The sequence below is a fragment of the Cloacibacillus sp. An23 genome, assembly GCF_002159945.1.
Lineage (GTDB): Bacteria > Synergistota > Synergistia > Synergistales > Synergistaceae > Caccocola.
In genome coordinates, this window is record NZ_NFJQ01000010.1 from 115,257 (window position 1) to 130,295 (window position 15,039).

The window sequence follows — 15,039 nt, forward strand, 5'->3', positions numbered from 1 at the left end:
CTCTTTTTCATCCTTTATTCGTATTTCAGCGCGTCTATCGGGTTAAGCAGCGAGGCTTTGTAAGCCGGATAGTAGCCGAAGCCTACTCCGACCATCGCCGAGAATACGAAGGCGAGCAGGATGGAGACGAGGGTGAATATAGGCGGAGCAGAGGTGAACGAGGCGAGCGCGTAGCCGGCGGCCACTCCGACCATTATCCCTATCGTGCCGCCTATCATGGAGAGCACTACGGCCTCGATGAGGAACTGCATACGTATGTCGCGCTCCGTCGCGCCGACGGCCATCCTGATGCCTATCTCGCGGGTGCGTTCCGTGACGGAGACGAGCATGATGTTCATTATGCCTATGCCGCCGACGACTAGCGATATGAAGGCTATGGAACCGAGCAGCATCGACATTATTGTCGTCGTCTTACGGCGCGCTTCAAGCATCTGCGAGACGTTGCGCACGGCGAAGTCGTCCGGTTCGCCCGGCTTTATCTTGTGACGCTCGCGCAGCAGCGCTTCGGTTTCGTTCTGGATATAGCTGAGCGCAGTCATGGAGACGCCTTTGATGTAGATGTTTCCGATGCGTCCCGCGGTGCGCCAGCGGACGAGGCGGCGCTGCGCAGCGGTGAGCGGAACTAGGACAAAGTCGTCCTGATCGCTTCCCATCGCGGAAAGTCCCTTCGCCTCGTAGACGCCTACGACAGTGAACGGGATTTTGTTGACGCGTATAGACTTGCCGATAGCGCTGACGCCGGGGAAAAGCTTCTCCTCGACCGTAGCGCCTATTACCGCGACCTTAGCCCCCTGGCGCACGTCGCTTGAGTTGATGTCGCGCCCGTAGGCGAGGCTCCAGTCCTGCACGTAGGAGTATTCCGACGTGCTTCCGACGACGCTCGTCTCCCAGTTGGTGTTTTCGTATATTAGGACGGCGCTGAGGTTTATCATCGGCGCGACTGCGTCGATGCCGGAGACTTCCTTCGCTATCGCCTGCGCGTCGTCGTATGTCAGATAGCGGGTGACGCCAGTGGTGGAACGCGCTGAGCGGTCGGGGAATACCATTATGAAGTTGCTTCCGAAGGAGGATATCTGCTCGTCGATGCTCTTGTTCGCGCCGGCCCCGACGGCGAAGGCGGCTATTACCGCCGCGACTCCTATGATGATGCCGAGGGCCGTGAGCATCGAGCGCGTCTTGTTGCGGCGCAGCGCCGTGACGGATGCTGAAAATACTTCCGGCAGAGCTATCATGAGAGCGTCCTCCTTTCGTTTATCTCATCCTTCATTATCACTCCGTCCTTGAAGTGAAGGATGCGCTTGGCGTAGAGCGCCACGTCGTATTCGTGCGTGACGAGGATGATCGTGATCCCCTCGTCGTTGAGCCTCGTGAAGAGCGCCATTATTTCGTCGCTGGTCTTGGAGTCGAGGTTTCCAGTCGGCTCGTCCGCCATGAGTATAGGGGCGCGGTTCACGATGCCGCGCGCTATCGCTACGCGCTGCTGCTGCCCGCCGGAGAGCTGCGACGGCTCGTGGTACAGCCTCTCCGCCAGCCCCATCTCTATCAGGGCCGCTTTCGCCTTTTCATGACGTTCGGCGCGCGGTACGCCGGCGTAGAGCAGCGGGAGCTCGACGTTTTCGAGCGCTGAGGTCTTCGACAGCAGATTGAAGCCCTGAAAGACGAAGCCTATCATGCTGTTCCTGATGTGCGCGAGCTCGTCGGAGTCCATATCCTCCACGTTCACGCCGTCGAGCGTATATTCGCCGGACGTAGGCCTGTCGAGACAGCCCAGTATGTTCATCGTCGTCGATTTGCCTGAGCCTGACGGCCCCATCATCGCGACGAACTCCCCTCTCTCGACTTTGAGGTTTACTCCGTGGAGTATCTCGACAGGTTCGCCGCCGAGATTGAAGCTTTTGCGTATGTCCTTCAGCTCGACGAGAGCCATTTTTTACGCGTCCTCTTTCGGCAGGATCACGCCGGTTATGACGCGCTGGCCTTCCTCGAGGCCGGAGACGACCTCCGTATTCTGCCCGTCGGTGATGCCGCGTTCTACCTCTGCTTTGACCGGCTGGTTTTTGTTGTTGAGCAGATAGACAGTCGGAGCCGTTACTTCCGCGACGTTGCTTTTACGTCCTCCCGGTCCCGGCGGCGGGCCGACTTCGACGCTCTGGCTGGCGCTCACGGGCTTGAAGCGGAAGGCGCTGTTCGGCACGACTAGGATGTCGTCGCGCTTGTCGAGTATCAGAGATACGTTGGCGGTCATGCCGGGCAGCAGCTTGCCGTCCGGGTTGTCTACCTTGACGATGACAGTGTAAGTGACGATATTGTCCTCCGAAGTCGGAGAAAGGCGGACCTGCGAGACGCTGCCGCTGAACGAGTCTCGCGGGAATGTGTCTACGGTGAATTCCGCTTCCTGTCCCTCGTGAACTCCGCCGATGTCGGCTTCGTCGACGTTGACTTCTACCTGCATCTGGGTTAGGTCGCGCGCTATCTCGGCTATACTGGGCGTCTGGTAGCTCGCTGCGACCGTCTGTCCCTCTTCGACGTTCTTTGCTATTACGACGCCGTCTACTGGCGAATATATTTTCGTATAGCCCAGCGTTATCTTCGACGATTCAAGCGACGCCTCGTACTGCTGCACTCTCGACTTGGCGGCCTCGAGGCTCGCCTTGGCGCGCAGCCACGTGCTCATATCGGAATCGACGTCGGCCTTCGCTATAAGGTCTCGCTTCGCCAGCTCTTCCGTGCGTCTGAGGTCCTTCGCCGCCACCTCGAGCGCGGCTTCCGCGTCTAGCACGTCGGCCTTGGCGGAGGCGAGCTGCGCTTCCTGCTGAGCGACCGCCGCGGTCTGAGTCGCCGAGTCCATCAGCGCTATGAGCTGCCCGGCCTTGACCTCGCTGTTATAGTCGAAGAACAGCTCCTTTATCGTGCCCGATATCTGCGTACCGACGTCTACGGTTTCGACCGGATTCAGAGTCCCCGTAGCCTGTATCGTGGACTGCAGCGTAGTGCGCACCACAGGCACGGACTTATACTGTATCGAAGGGGCCCGGTTGAGCCACATGTAGGCCCCGCCTCCGGCCGCTGCCGCGATTATCAGAAACGCCGCGGCGAATTTGAATTTTCCGCCCTTCGCCGAAAATTTATTTGCCATATTCCAGCCCTCCTATTGCTTTTTCCAGGTTGAGCCGCGCGTTCTTGCAGTCGTAGAGCGCGAGCACGGTGTTCGTAGACGCGACGGCGTAGCTGTCCACCGCGTCTGATATTTCCAGATTGTCGCCGACGCCTGCCTGATAGCGCCCGAGCGCGAGGTCGAGCGTCGCTTTGGCGGCGCGTTCGGCTTCCTGCGCGGAGGTCAGGGATTCTTTGGCCTGGCGCAGATCTTCCCACGCCGTGCGCACTTCGAGCGTAACGTAATTTTCGAGGCTCGTGAGCTCGGCCTCGGCCTGGCGGAGCTGCGCGCGCGCCTGCTCGACGCGGCTTTTCGTAAGTCCGCCGTCCGTCAGCGGTATCGAGAGAGAGAGCTGCGCGTACCACTCGTCGGTGTCGAAATACGACTTATCGCCGAAGGCGTACCCGGCGGAGGCCGACAGAGACGGCGACAGCCCTTTCATCTGAAGCGTGACGTTCTCCGCCGCATATTCGACGCGCAGCCTTTTCGCCGCTATTTCGGGACGTTCCTTCATCGCCGCCGATACGGCCTCGTCGAGACCGATCCCCCACTCCTCGTAGTCGAGGATGTCTACGACGTCCGTTATCGCCATGAGAGGCACGCCCATCGCGTTTGCGAGCTGCGCGCGGTACTGTTCAACGGAACTCTGCGCGCGGACCAGAGTCAGCTTCGACGATGCGAGGTCGGCTTCCGCGTTCGTGACCTCTATCTTGGCCTTCGTGCCGACCTCGTAATACGAACGTGCCCAGTCGAGGCGTTTCTGGTAGTTGTCGTAGCGCGTCCGCGCTATCTCGACGTCGCGCACGGCTCTGTTGAGCAGGTAGTAGGCGCTGTAGACGTTCTGAATGACCGTGTCCACGGTCTCTTCATAGTCCGCCCGGGCCGCGTCCGTAGAAAGGCGCGCGCGGCGGATGTTGGTCTCGCGCCGTCCCCAGTCGCTTATAGACTGGTCTACGCCTATGCTGGTGTCGTAGTAGCCGGAATGGTCGTCTCCGCTGCCGCCCCGTCTGTAGGAACTTCCGGCCGAGAGCTGCGGCCTGCCGGGCGCCGCGGCCTGGTTTATCGTCGTGCGCTCGGCGTTAAGCATTTCAAGCGCGGCGGTCAGGTCCGGGTTGTTCTTCATCGCGGTCGCGAGACATTCTTCTATCGTCAGAGGCTCCGCGAACGATGAAGCCGAGAACAGAAGCGTCAGAGCCGCCGCCAGAGGCAGTATTTTTAATTTCATCAGTCTGCGCCAACTCCTTTACAGGTAATTTCTCCTTGGTATCCTAACTGTGAACCGGCTTCCCTTCCCCGGCTCGCTCTCCACCTCTATCGTGCCTCCGTGCGCCTCGACGATGGCCTTCACTATCGCGAGGCCGATGCCTATTCCGCCGCTCGTGCGGGCGCGCGACACGTCGGTGCGGTAAAAGCGCTCGAATATGTACGGGAGGTCCTTGGCCGCTATGCCGATCCCCGTGTCCGCCACGCAGATAGTTATCTCCTTTTCGGCGCCTCTCATCGAGACCGTTACGGAGCCTCCTGGGTCGGTGTAGCGCAGTGCGTTCGAGAGAAGGTTTTCGACCACCTGGCGCATCTTCGCGCCGTCCATCAGCGTCATGACGTTCGGCTCTATTTCGCGCTTAAGTTCGACGCCCTTGTTTTTATAGAGCGGGTCGAATACGAGAGCCGCCTTTTCGACGACCGACGACGCGTCGGTCTCTTCCATAGAGAGCGAATGCCCCGCGCCCTCTATAAGAGTCAGCTTCTCGACCTCGCATATAAGCTGCGAAAGCCTGTCCACCTCGCTGACCGTAAGGCGTATCCTTTCGGGTGTCGGCTCCCATACGCCGTCCTCTATCGCCTCGAGGTGGGACTTTATCACCGCGACTGGGTTGCGGAGCTCGTGCGCGATGTCGCTCATCAGCCGCTTGCGCAGCTCTTCCTGCTCTTCAAGCCCTTTGCCGAGACGGTCTACGCTTTCGATAAGCGTCTGAAGCTCTGTGATGTCGGAAGCGCCGCGGTTTTCTTCGCCAGCGTATTTTCCCATACTTATCTGCTGCGCGCGGCGCGCCGCGTCGAGCACAGGCCTGCTTATCCTGTTAGCCATGAATATGGCTATCATCGCCGCTATTATCAGCATGACGGCGACGGCGTAATACATGATTTTGTTGAACTGCTGCAAAAATTTATTTTCGGGGCTCTTGTTGAAAGGCAGCACGAAGAAGCTGACCTTGCCGACGGTCGTCCCTCCGACTACGATTTCCTTATGGCGAACCATAAGCCCTTCTATTTCCGCCTGAGCCATGCCTCCGCGGTGGTGCCCCATGCCGTGCATCGGGCCTGGCTTAACTGCGAAACGCCGGTAGACGCGCACCACGCCGCCGTCGGAGTCGGTTATCTGCACCATCGCCACAGGCCAGCGAAGGAAGTTAGAGCCGCGCGGCAGCGTCCCGCGTCCGCGCCACGAGCCGTTTTCAGCGTAGGCCGAGGCGAGATACTCGGAAAATTCGTTCTCGTACTCGTCGAGCCGCTCGTCGAGGAAATTCTTGAACTGCCATTCGAGCAGGTTGGAGATCGCCGTCGGTATGACGAGCATACAGACGATGACGATGACCATGTATTGGAATATGAGCTGCGAGCGGAGCGAGTGCTTCATGCCGTCTATTCCGATATTTTATAGCCGAAGCCGTGGACTGTGCGTATGAAGCCGTTCTCGTGCTCCGGGTCAGAGAGCTTTTTGCGTATGTTCTTGATGTAGCTGTCTATCGAGCGCTCGAAGCCGTCGTATTCGTAGCCGAGCGCGTAGGTTATAAGGTCGTCGCGGCTCCACGTCTTGTCGGGGCGGGCCGCCATTTTTGATAAAATCATAAATTCATTGCGCGTCAGGGAAACCTCCGCGCCGTTCTTCTTGACAGTGAGATTCTGCGGGTCAATGACGAGCGCGTCTCCGACGCGGATGAGTTCCGAGCCGGAATCTTCGGACGAGCCGCTCTTTCTCAGGTTCGCCCTGATGCGGGCCATCAGTATCTTTGGGGAAAACGGCTTCACCACGTAGTCGTCCGCGCCCGCGTCGAGCCCCGCTACTATGTCGTCCTCTCCGCTCTTCGCAGTCACCATAATTATCGGGGCGTTCGAGACGCGCCGTATCTCGCGGCAGACGTCGAGCCCGGACATACCGGGAAGCATAAGGTCGAGAATCACGAGGTCGAAGGGCTTCTCTCTGAATTTGCCGATGCCTTCCAGCCCGTCCGAGGCTATCTCGGCATAATATCCGTCACGCTCTACGTAAGCCTTTTCGACCTCTGCTATGGCGCGTTCGTCCTCTACGATAAGTATTCTCATGCCGTCACCGTCTCTCATTAGGATTCTCCGACCCCCTATTATATTCTCTTTTTCATGTATTCGCCTATAAGTTTGTATAAGTTTGGGCGGATTTTAGAATCCGCCCAAACTTTATGCGCAGCTTCCCGCCGGACGCCGGAGCGCCGCTTGGGCGTCCGATTCAAAATTTACCGTTTCTAGTACGCGGGGCCATCCCAGCAGCGCGGGCCTCCGTGCCAACCGTCTGGGCCACAGCCCGGACGGTAGTGTCCGCCCCAGTGGTGGCGGGGAGCCCAGCGTCCGTCGCGCTGTCCGTCGTTCCATCCGCCGCGCGGTCCGAAGCGCCCGTCGCGGGGACCGCCGTGCCAGCCGCGCCATCCGTCGGGGTCGTCGAGCATCGCGTTGAAGCGCTCCGTCTCAAACTGGCGGTAGGTCTTCTCGGCTTCGCTGAAATATTCCCATGCGCGCACCTTGTTCGGGTTGTCCTTGCTGATTTCGTTGATGAAGTTCACCCACGCCGTGTTGCCGTAGCCCATGCGCCTGTCGTGGCGGGCGATCCATCCGCAGCGTCCGCGGCTGTGGTCGTGATTCTCTATGCAGTCGCGGAAGCCCTTCTCGCGGTATTCCTGGCGAAGGTCGAGCTCCTTCGCGAAGAGGGTGCGCGCGCGCTGCTTGTCCGGCTTCTCCTTATTCAGTTCGTCGCGGATCTCCGTGCGTATCTTGCGCATCGCGTCGAAGTGCGCGCGGTCCTCTTGGCTCAGCTCCGGCCTCGGCCCGCGCCAATCTCCGCGCGGCCCCTGCGCTCCGTATCCGTAACCGTAGTGCGGATAGGCCGCGGCGGCTCCGGCTATTCCCAAAACTAACATAAAAGCTCCCAGAACTTTGAATTTCATTCGTTTGTTCCTCCTCTGTATTTCATCCGGCCCGTCGTCCGGTTCCCTTTGACGTGTTTATGATAACAAGAGGCTATGACGATTTTATGAACGATTTATGGAGATTTTGTGTGATCACGCGAAGCGGGCGGACGCACTGAAAAAGCCCCGGACGTGCCGGGGCTTTTGTAAATTTCTGAGCGCGGCGGGCGTTACGCCTGTGCAGTGAGACGCTTGCGCGCGGCGTTGGCCTCCGCCGTTATTTTTTCTTTATCGAGGCGTGCGAAATTTCCGTTTTCATAGAGAGTTTCGCCGGCAACGACAGTCGCGGCGACGTCCGCGGAGCTTCCCGCGTAGACCAGGCAGCCGGGGAGGTTTTCCAGATCCCAGCCGACGTAGTGAGGCCGGTCGAGGTCTACGAGCATGAAGTCGGCGGTCCAGCCCTCCCTGACGAGGCCGGTTTTTTCAAAGCCGAGGGCGCGCGCCCCGGCGACGGTCGCCATACGCAGCGCGTCGCGCGCCGGCAGCAGAGTCGGGTCGAGGTTCGCCCCTTTCTGCGCGAGCGCCGCGAAGCGCATCTCGTCCCACATGTCCAGCCGGTTGTTGCTCGACGCGCCGTCCGTGCCGAGAGCGACGGCGATACCCGCCGCCGCCATCGCGCAGACGGGAGCCGTGCCGCTGCCGAGCTTCCAGTTGCTCTTAGGGTTGTGGGCTACGGTTATATTCGGGCGCGCGTAGAACTGGAATTTCTCTTTTTCCATCCAGACGCAGTGCGCGAGCAGAAGGTGCTTCGCCTCCGTCAGCCCCGTTTTTTCTAGATATTCTTCCGGGTCCATGGTCTTCGAGCCGTCGGATAGAGGCCAGTCGTTTTTAGTCTCAAGCCAGTGGAGCTGGACGCCGAGGCCGTTTTCCTTCGCCGCCGCGGCTATTTCCGTCATGAAGGCCGTCGGAACCGTGTACGGCGCGTGCGGACCGAGCTGCACGTTTATGAGCCCCTTCGCGCCGCCGTAGTCGTGCGCGAGCTTCAGGTTCTCGTCGAGCCGCCCGCGTCCGCCGTTCTCATCGGGGACTATGCCGCGGGAGAGTCCGGCGCGCATTCCTCCGTCGAGCGCGGCTTCGGCTACGCGGTCCATGAAGAAATACATGTCCGCGAAGCAGGTCGTACCGGTCGAGAGCATCTCCATCAGCGCAAGCTGCGTCCCCATGTATATCATGTCGCCGTCGAGCTTGTTTTCGACGGGCCATATTTTTTTCTGAAGCCAGTCCATCAGCGCGAGCTCTTCGCCGAGGCCGCGCAGCAGAGTCATCGCCGCGTGTCCGTGCGCGTTTACGAAGCCGGGCAGCAGCGCCGTGGTCCCGCGCCCGTCGAAGGCCGCTTCGCCCTCGAGCGTCCCGGCCGGGGCTACGGCTGCGAACTCCGCGCCCTCCGTGCGCACGTCGCAGAGGCGCGCGTTTTCCGACTCGGCGTCCCAGACGACTACGTTTTTATAGAGTTTGCCCATTATTTATTCTCTCCAGCTCGCCATGTACTCTTCCTGCTCGGGCGTGAGCTTTTCTATCGTTATGCCGAGCGACTCGAGTTTGAGTTCCGCTATGCGGCGGTCGAGCTCTTCCGGCACATTGTAGAGTCCCGGCTCGAGTTTGTGCGAGCTTATGTAGAGAGCGGAAAGAAGCTGCATGGCGAAGCTGAGGTCCATTATCTCGACGGGATGGCCGTCGCCCGCCGCGAGGTTCACGAGACGTCCTTCGCCGAGCAGGTGAAGCCTGCGGCCGTCGGGCATGACGTAGGTGTCTATGTTGTCGCGCGACCGGCGCACTTCCGCCGCCATTTCCTTAAGGTCGGGGACGTAGACTTCCACGTCGAAGTGCCCCGCGTTCGCGAGCAGCACGCCGTCCTTCATCTTCTCAAAATGTTCGCGGCGGATGACCTTCGTGTTGCCCGTCACGGAGACGAAGACGTCGCCGAGCTTCGCCGCGGCGTTCATGTCCATGACTTCGAAGCCGTCCATGAGCGCCTCGAGCGCTTTATGCGGGTCTACCTCGACTACGATGACGCGAGCTCCGAGTCCCGCGGCGCGCTTAGCAGTCCCCTTGCCGCACCAGCCGTAGCCGGCGACGACGACGTTCTTGCCCGCGACTATGAGGTTCGTGGTGCGAAGTATCGCGTCCCAGACCGACTGCCCCGTGCCGTAGCGGTTGTCGAACAGGTGCTTGCTCTGCGCGTCGTTGACCGCGAGCATCGGGAAAGGCAGCACGCCTTCCGCCGCCATGGCGCGCAGGCGCTTGATGCCGGTAGTAGTCTCTTCGCAGCCGCCCATGATGTTCTTGATGAGGTCGCGGCGCTCCTCTATGACCATCGATACGACGTCTCCGCCGTCGTCAATTATCACCTGCGGGTCCCATTTGAGCATCTCGCGTATGTTGTCGCTGTATTCTTCGGCGCTCATGCCGCGGCGGCTGAATACATGCACGCCATCTTCGACGAGAGCGGCGCAGATCGGGTCCTGCGTAGAGAGCGGGTTGCTTCCCGCGGTGACGACGGTCGCGCCGAGCTGATGGAGGACTTTAAGGAGGCAGGCGGTCTTGGCCTCGAGGTGCAGGCAGGTTCCGACGACGACGCCAGCGAGCGGCTGGCCCGCGGCCTCCTTCTCGGCTATGAGCTTAAGCACCGGCATGTATTCCCACGCCCACTCCATGCGGCGGTGCCCCTCCGGCGCGAGCGCTATATCTGCTATCCTGAATTCGTTTCTCATTTCGCGTTTCCCTCCAGAAATATTTTTTCTATATTTTCCTTATACGGCGCGCGAATCACTCCGCGTTCCGTTATTATTCCGGCTATGAGTTCCGACGGCGTAACGTCGAACGCGGGGTTCCAGACATTAGCGTCTGGCGGCGTAAGCCATTTGTCCCCGATTTTACGCACCTCGTCGGCTGCGCGCTCCTCTATCGGTATATCCGCGCCGCAGCGGCAGTTTGTGTCGAACGTCGAGAGCGGAGCCGCGATGTAGAACGGCACGCCGTGGCGCTTCGCAGCTATGGCAAGGCCGTAGGTGCCTATTTTGTTCGCCGCGTCGCCGTTCGCCGCCACGCGGTCCGCGCCGGTTATAACCGCGTCTATTTTTTCGCGCGACATAAGGAAGGCCGCCGTCGAGTCCGTTATCACGGTGACGTCGAAGCCGTCGGCCATGAGCTCGTAGGCTGTAAGCGACGCGCCCTGGAGGCGCGGCCTCGTCTCGTCGGCGTATATTTTCAGTTTTTTACCGGCCTCCGCGGCGGCGCGGAAAACTCCTAGCGCAGTGCCGTAGCCCGCCGTCGCAAGCGCGCCTGCGTTGCAGTGCGTCAGCGCGGCGCATCCGTCGGGCAGCAGGGCCGCGCCGAATCGGCCTATGCTTTTGTTTATCTCTATGTCTTCTTCGTGGATTTTCGCGGCCTCGCGCGCAAGCAGCGCGGGGAGATTTTTTGCTTCCGCGTGCGCGGCGCGGAATTCCTTCATGCGTTTTATGGCCCAGAAGAGATTGACGGCCGTCGGACGCGTCGCAGCAAGCATTTCCGACGCTTCGGGGAATTCGTCCTCATTCTCGGCCAGGGCCAGGCCGTAGGCCGCGGCGACACCGATCGCCGGCGCGCCGCGCACCGTCATGTCTTCTATCGACGCGGCGACTTCTCTGTAATCGCGGCAGACGCGATATTTCGTTTCTAGCGGCAGAGCGCGCTGGTCGAGCAGATAAAGCGCGCCGCCGTCCCATTTCAGCGTGGGCGGCAGCATAGCTGTACGTCCTCCTTAAACGGCGTTTCGCCTGATATGCTTTCTACTACGGCCCCGGCCGTTCCGTCCCTCATGATGATGCTGAGGCGCGCGCCTTCGCTGAGCGACGACACCGAACGAAGCACTTCGCCGTTTCCGTCCTCGCATATCGAGTAGCCCTTTGAAAGAAGCGACAGCGGCGAGAGGCCGTCGAGGCGGGCTGCGTCAGAGGCGAGGCGCGACGATTCGTTCCTGAGCTTCGCGGATATTCCGGCGCCGAGCGCATCCTCCGCGCTTTTCAGGGAGGCCGAGGCCGGGGCGATGTGATTCAGATTTATTGCGGTATCCATGCTTTTCGCGGCGGTTTCAAGCTCGCGCGACAACATCGCGGCGCGTCCGTCCACAAGACCGCGCATCGAACGTTCCGCGTCGCGGAGGGCCGACGATATCGCCGAGCGGTCGGGGAAAAGTCTTTCCGCCGCGCCGGAGGGCGTCGGAGCCGCCGCGTCGGCCGCAAGGTCTGCAAGAGTGCTGTCTATCTGGTGGCCGAGGCCGGTTATGACGGGAACGGGGCAGAGCCGCACAGCGCGCACTACCGGCTCGTCGTCGAATATATCTAGGTCGTCGCGGTTTCCTCCGCCGCGTACGAGCATTAGGCACGAAAGCCCGCGTATGCGGCGCGCGCGCGCGAAGGCAGAGACTATTTCCTCAGCCGCGCCTACTCCCTGCATGAGGCTCGGAACGACCACTATCTCGGCGCACGGGTAACGCAGGGCATGAAGTTTGAGCACGTCCTGAAGCGCCGCGCCGGTGGGCGACGTTATGACAGCTACCCTCTCAGGATAGCGCGGCAGCGGGCGCTTGAGCCTGACGTCGAAAATCCCTTCGCGTTCGAGCTTCATGCGAAGAGCCTCTTTCGCGCGCGTCTTGGCCCCTGCTCCGAGCGGGAGCAGGCTCACGGCGTATATCTGGTAAGAGCCGCGCGCTCCGTAGACGTCTATCCTGCCGCGCACGAGCACCTCGTCGCCGTCCTTCGGCCAGACGAGCACGGAGTTCGCGTACGAGCGGAAAAGCACGCATGATACGCGCGAATTCTCTCCAAGCAGTGTGAAGTACGCGTGACCGCTCGTGTGGAGCTTGAAGCCGAGCAGCTCGCCGCGCACGGAAAGGTTTTGAAGCAGAGGTTCGCGGGATACGGCCTCCTTTACGGAGGCGGTCATCTCGTCTACCGTTATGATTTTATTGTTTGCCGCCGTCATCTGAGCCGCGTACTATGCGTCCGAGCACGCCGTTCACGAAGCGTCCCGATTCCTCCGTTCCGAAGGCCTTGGCTATCTCGACGGCCTCGGATATGGCGACGTTGACGGGGACCTTTTTCGCAATAGTCCCCTCGTAAAGCGCGAGAGCGATGACGGCCTTGTCAAGCGACACAAGACGCTCGGGACGCCACTTGCTCTCCATGTTGACGCGGATGACGTCTTCTATGGCCGCGCCGTTGGCGCGGACGCCGCGGAAAAGATCTGCAGCGTAGCTCATAACCTCGTCCTTCTCAGCGTCGCTGAGCGACAGGTCGAACTCCCCGACGAACGGAAACTCCTCCTTCGACGGAGCGTCTGCCTCGTCTGGCTTCAGCTCGCCGCTGAAGAGCGTCATAGCCTCGTCCTCAGGGAAAAGCTCGAGCATTTCGGAAGGCGAGGCTCCGGGCCTCATGTCGTTCATATATACGAGCTGCAGGGCGATTTCACGCGCCCTGTGGCGCAGCTTCGTTTTTCTGGACATTACCAAAAAATCATCTCCTAAAGAGTTCCTTAAGCGCGCAGAGCTGTTTTCTGCCGTCCTCGGTGAGCACAAGCCATGCGACGCCGTAGCCTATCACCGCGAAGAAGATGGACCACAGCACGCCGCCTATCCCCATGTGGAAGAGCGCAGTAACGCCCGCTGCCGCTGCGGCCCAGAACACAGGCATCATCCAGATGGGCGTCGCCTTCCTGTTGTCCTGCGGCGCTACGTTCATCCAGTTGACCTGCACCGATATTCCAGACGCGGCGAAGAGCCCGGAGAATTTAGCCTCGAGCGAAGCCCTGTCAGATGCGGGCCAGTCGTCCGGCGCGGCGATGTAAATGTTCAGAAGCGCCTTCTCGCCGATGAAAGAGACCTCCTGCACGTACAGCTCCTGAGGAAGGCGCCTGGCTATTATCTGACGGACGGCGTCGCCGTCGATCCAGATTTTTCCTAGTTTGGTTGTCGTCCATAGAAAGAGCATCGTGTATGCACCGCCTCTCAAAGAAGAAGGCCGGTTCGCTTGAAACCGGCCTTTCGATAAGCAAAAGCTGTGGAATCAGGCCTCGTCGACGCTCGGGAATTCCGTTTCGGCGTCCGGCGTCCCGCCCTCCTGGACGTCCTTCTTCTCCGCGAAGGTTATGCCCTGCACGTAGATGTTGACGCCTTTGATGGCGTATCCGGTGAAACGCTCTATCTGATCCTTCACCGCCTCCTGGACGTCCCAGCAGACGTCAGGGATTCTGAGGCCGTATTTCACGGTGATATACGCGTCTACGACTATCTCCGGCTGTTCGCCTTCCGAGATTAGTATGCGGACGCCGTTCACCGTCTTTCTGCCGAGCCTGAGATTAGCCATAAGGCCTGGGCTCGCCGGCGCTACGCCGTCGACGCTGTTGAGCGCCTTCGTGGCGAGCTGGGCTATAACGTCCTCCGATATGCGTATCTTGCCTTCGAGGTTGGACTGGCCGAGGCCACCGTCCTGTTTTTCCTCTGCGGCGAAATCGTCTCTCATATTGTCAGCCATGCGGCGGTTCCTCCTTTGGCGGATGTCCTGACGGAATCCTTATTCTTCGGGAAGCTTGAACGGCTTGCCGCAGTGAGGGCAGACTAAGTCCTCGTCCTCGTCGTAGAGGGCCGGCTCGTAATAGAAGTCGTTGCCGCAGTTCGGACAGGTCACGGACTCGTACTCTTCCTCGTCGAAGTCCTCGTACTCGTCGTCATCGTCCTCGTCGTCGTGGCAGCCGCACTCGCAGCCTTCAAGTTCGTCGAGCTCGTCCTCGAGATCCGACACGTCTTCGTCGAGCTGCTCGAGATAGGCGTTCAGCTCCTCGTGGACGTCCTCATGCTCCTCAATCGCAACAGCCAGGGAATCCAACGCATCGACCAGTGCCGCGTAAAATTTCGCCTTGTCCGGCGTGTCCGTCAAGTTCTGTCCGTCGATAAGCCCTTTCAAATATGCTATTTTCTCACGTGCGCTCATTTGAACCCCTCCTGTTGGATAATAAGGCAGCCTGCGGCCGGAAGCCCGGCCCCCGCGTTGCGCTACTTCTTCGCCCGTTCCAGGTATTCCCCGGTCCTCGTGTCGACGACGATGGTCTCGCCGTTCTCTACGAAGAAGGGAACCGTCACTACCAGTCCGGTCTCCGTCGTCGCCGGCTTGCCGCCGCCGGAGGCCGTGTCGCCCTTGAATCCGGGCGGTGTGTCCGTTATTTTCATCGTGACCTGATTAGGAAGCTCTATGCCCATCACGCGTCCTTCGAACATGTCGAAGCTGACCTCGAGGTCGTCTACGAGAAACTTCGCCGCGTCTCCGAGGATGTCCGGCGACAGGCTGACCTGGTCGTATGATTCCATATCCATAAACACGTAGTCCTCGCCGTCGCGATACTGATACTGCGCCGGCTTCTCGTCGAACACTATTCTTTCAAAGCGCTCGCCGGACTTGAAAGACTGATCCACGCTGGATCCGGTCTCAAGATTGCGGAGCTTGCCGCGGACGATGGCCCCGCCTCTTCCCATTTTATGGTGCGAGCATTCGAGGATGACCCACATTCCGCCTTCCCATCTGATTTTAAGCCCCGGGCGGAAATCGCTCGTATCAACTATCTGTCCCATACATTATGCCTCCCTAACGTCTTGAAGGACGCGCGCGGCGTCCTGCGCATCAATCTCTGACTATGCAA

16 protein-coding genes are annotated in these 15,039 nt (G+C 60.1%); all 16 read right to left on the reverse strand.

Going from position 1 to position 15,039, the window contains the following annotated elements; genetic code table 11:
• Nucleotides 1-14 precede the first annotated feature (14 nt).
• On the reverse strand, nucleotides 15-1,232 hold the full coding sequence (locus B5F39_RS11000) for an ABC transporter permease (RefSeq protein ID WP_087367381.1): 1,218 nt from the start codon (nucleotides 1,230-1,232) through the stop codon (nucleotides 15-17).
• Nucleotides 1,229-1,927 (reverse strand): ABC transporter ATP-binding protein, encoded by a 699-nt coding sequence (locus B5F39_RS11005; RefSeq protein ID WP_087367387.1) that lies wholly within the window; start codon nucleotides 1,925-1,927, stop codon nucleotides 1,229-1,231. Before B5F39_RS11005 ends, B5F39_RS11000 begins: the two co-directional genes overlap by 4 nt.
• 3 nt (nucleotides 1,928-1,930) lie before the next feature.
• Nucleotides 1,931-3,136 (reverse strand): efflux RND transporter periplasmic adaptor subunit, encoded by a 1,206-nt coding sequence (locus tag B5F39_RS11010; protein ID WP_087367390.1) that lies wholly within the window; start codon nucleotides 3,134-3,136, stop codon nucleotides 1,931-1,933.
• A complete protein-coding gene (locus B5F39_RS11015) occupies nucleotides 3,126-4,379 on the reverse strand; it encodes a TolC family protein (protein WP_087367393.1) in 1,254 nt (417 codons plus the stop codon). Before B5F39_RS11015 ends, B5F39_RS11010 begins: the two co-directional genes overlap by 11 nt.
• A gap of 18 nt (nucleotides 4,380-4,397) precedes the next feature.
• The gene (locus B5F39_RS11020) at nucleotides 4,398-5,792 is read right to left on the reverse strand and encodes a HAMP domain-containing sensor histidine kinase (protein WP_087367396.1); all 1,395 of its coding nucleotides are present in this window, start codon (nucleotides 5,790-5,792) and stop codon (nucleotides 4,398-4,400) included.
• Between the two features lie 5 nt (nucleotides 5,793-5,797).
• Entirely contained in the window at nucleotides 5,798-6,496 is a 699-nt protein-coding gene (locus B5F39_RS11025) for a response regulator transcription factor (protein ID WP_087367400.1), read from the reverse strand.
• A gap of 158 nt (nucleotides 6,497-6,654) precedes the next feature.
• Nucleotides 6,655-7,350 carry a periplasmic heavy metal sensor gene (locus B5F39_RS11030; protein ID WP_087367403.1) on the reverse strand — a complete coding sequence of 232 codons (696 nt, stop codon included), beginning with the start codon at nucleotides 7,348-7,350 and terminating at the stop codon, nucleotides 6,655-6,657.
• Between the two features lie 191 nt (nucleotides 7,351-7,541).
• Nucleotides 7,542-8,831, reverse strand: coding sequence for an amidohydrolase (locus B5F39_RS11035; RefSeq protein ID WP_087367406.1), 1,290 nt, complete (start codon nucleotides 8,829-8,831; stop codon nucleotides 7,542-7,544).
• 3 nt (nucleotides 8,832-8,834) lie between these two features.
• Nucleotides 8,835-10,082: an adenosylhomocysteinase gene (locus B5F39_RS11040; RefSeq protein WP_087367410.1), complete on the reverse strand. Its 1,248-nt coding sequence runs from the start codon at nucleotides 10,080-10,082 to the stop codon at nucleotides 8,835-8,837.
• Nucleotides 10,079-11,095 carry an S-methyl-5-thioribose-1-phosphate isomerase gene (mtnA, locus tag B5F39_RS11045; RefSeq protein WP_087367413.1) on the reverse strand — a complete coding sequence of 339 codons (1,017 nt, stop codon included), beginning with the start codon at nucleotides 11,093-11,095 and terminating at the stop codon, nucleotides 10,079-10,081. Before mtnA ends, B5F39_RS11040 begins: the two co-directional genes overlap by 4 nt.
• Entirely contained in the window at nucleotides 11,077-12,333 is a 1,257-nt protein-coding gene (xseA, locus tag B5F39_RS11050) for an exodeoxyribonuclease VII large subunit (RefSeq protein ID WP_087367416.1), read from the reverse strand. Before xseA ends, mtnA begins: the two co-directional genes overlap by 19 nt.
• Complete coding sequence (gene nusB, locus B5F39_RS11055; RefSeq protein ID WP_087367420.1) at nucleotides 12,314-12,853, reverse strand: transcription antitermination factor NusB; 540 nt, start codon at nucleotides 12,851-12,853, stop codon at nucleotides 12,314-12,316. The genes xseA and nusB overlap by 20 nt, the downstream gene beginning before the upstream one ends.
• A gap of 10 nt (nucleotides 12,854-12,863) precedes the next feature.
• Nucleotides 12,864-13,337, reverse strand: coding sequence for a hypothetical protein (locus B5F39_RS11060; protein ID WP_087367423.1), 474 nt, complete (start codon nucleotides 13,335-13,337; stop codon nucleotides 12,864-12,866).
• A gap of 75 nt (nucleotides 13,338-13,412) precedes the next feature.
• Nucleotides 13,413-13,880, reverse strand: a complete 468-nt coding sequence (locus B5F39_RS11065; protein WP_087367427.1) for an Asp23/Gls24 family envelope stress response protein — start codon at nucleotides 13,878-13,880, stop codon at nucleotides 13,413-13,415.
• Nucleotides 13,881-13,919: 39 nt separating this feature from the next.
• Nucleotides 13,920-14,336 (reverse strand): CD1247 N-terminal domain-containing protein, encoded by a 417-nt coding sequence (locus B5F39_RS11070; protein ID WP_087367430.1) that lies wholly within the window; start codon nucleotides 14,334-14,336, stop codon nucleotides 13,920-13,922.
• Between the two features lie 62 nt (nucleotides 14,337-14,398).
• Nucleotides 14,399-14,971, reverse strand: coding sequence for an elongation factor P (efp, locus tag B5F39_RS11075; RefSeq protein ID WP_087367433.1), 573 nt, complete (start codon nucleotides 14,969-14,971; stop codon nucleotides 14,399-14,401).
• Nucleotides 14,972-15,039 lie beyond the last annotated feature (68 nt).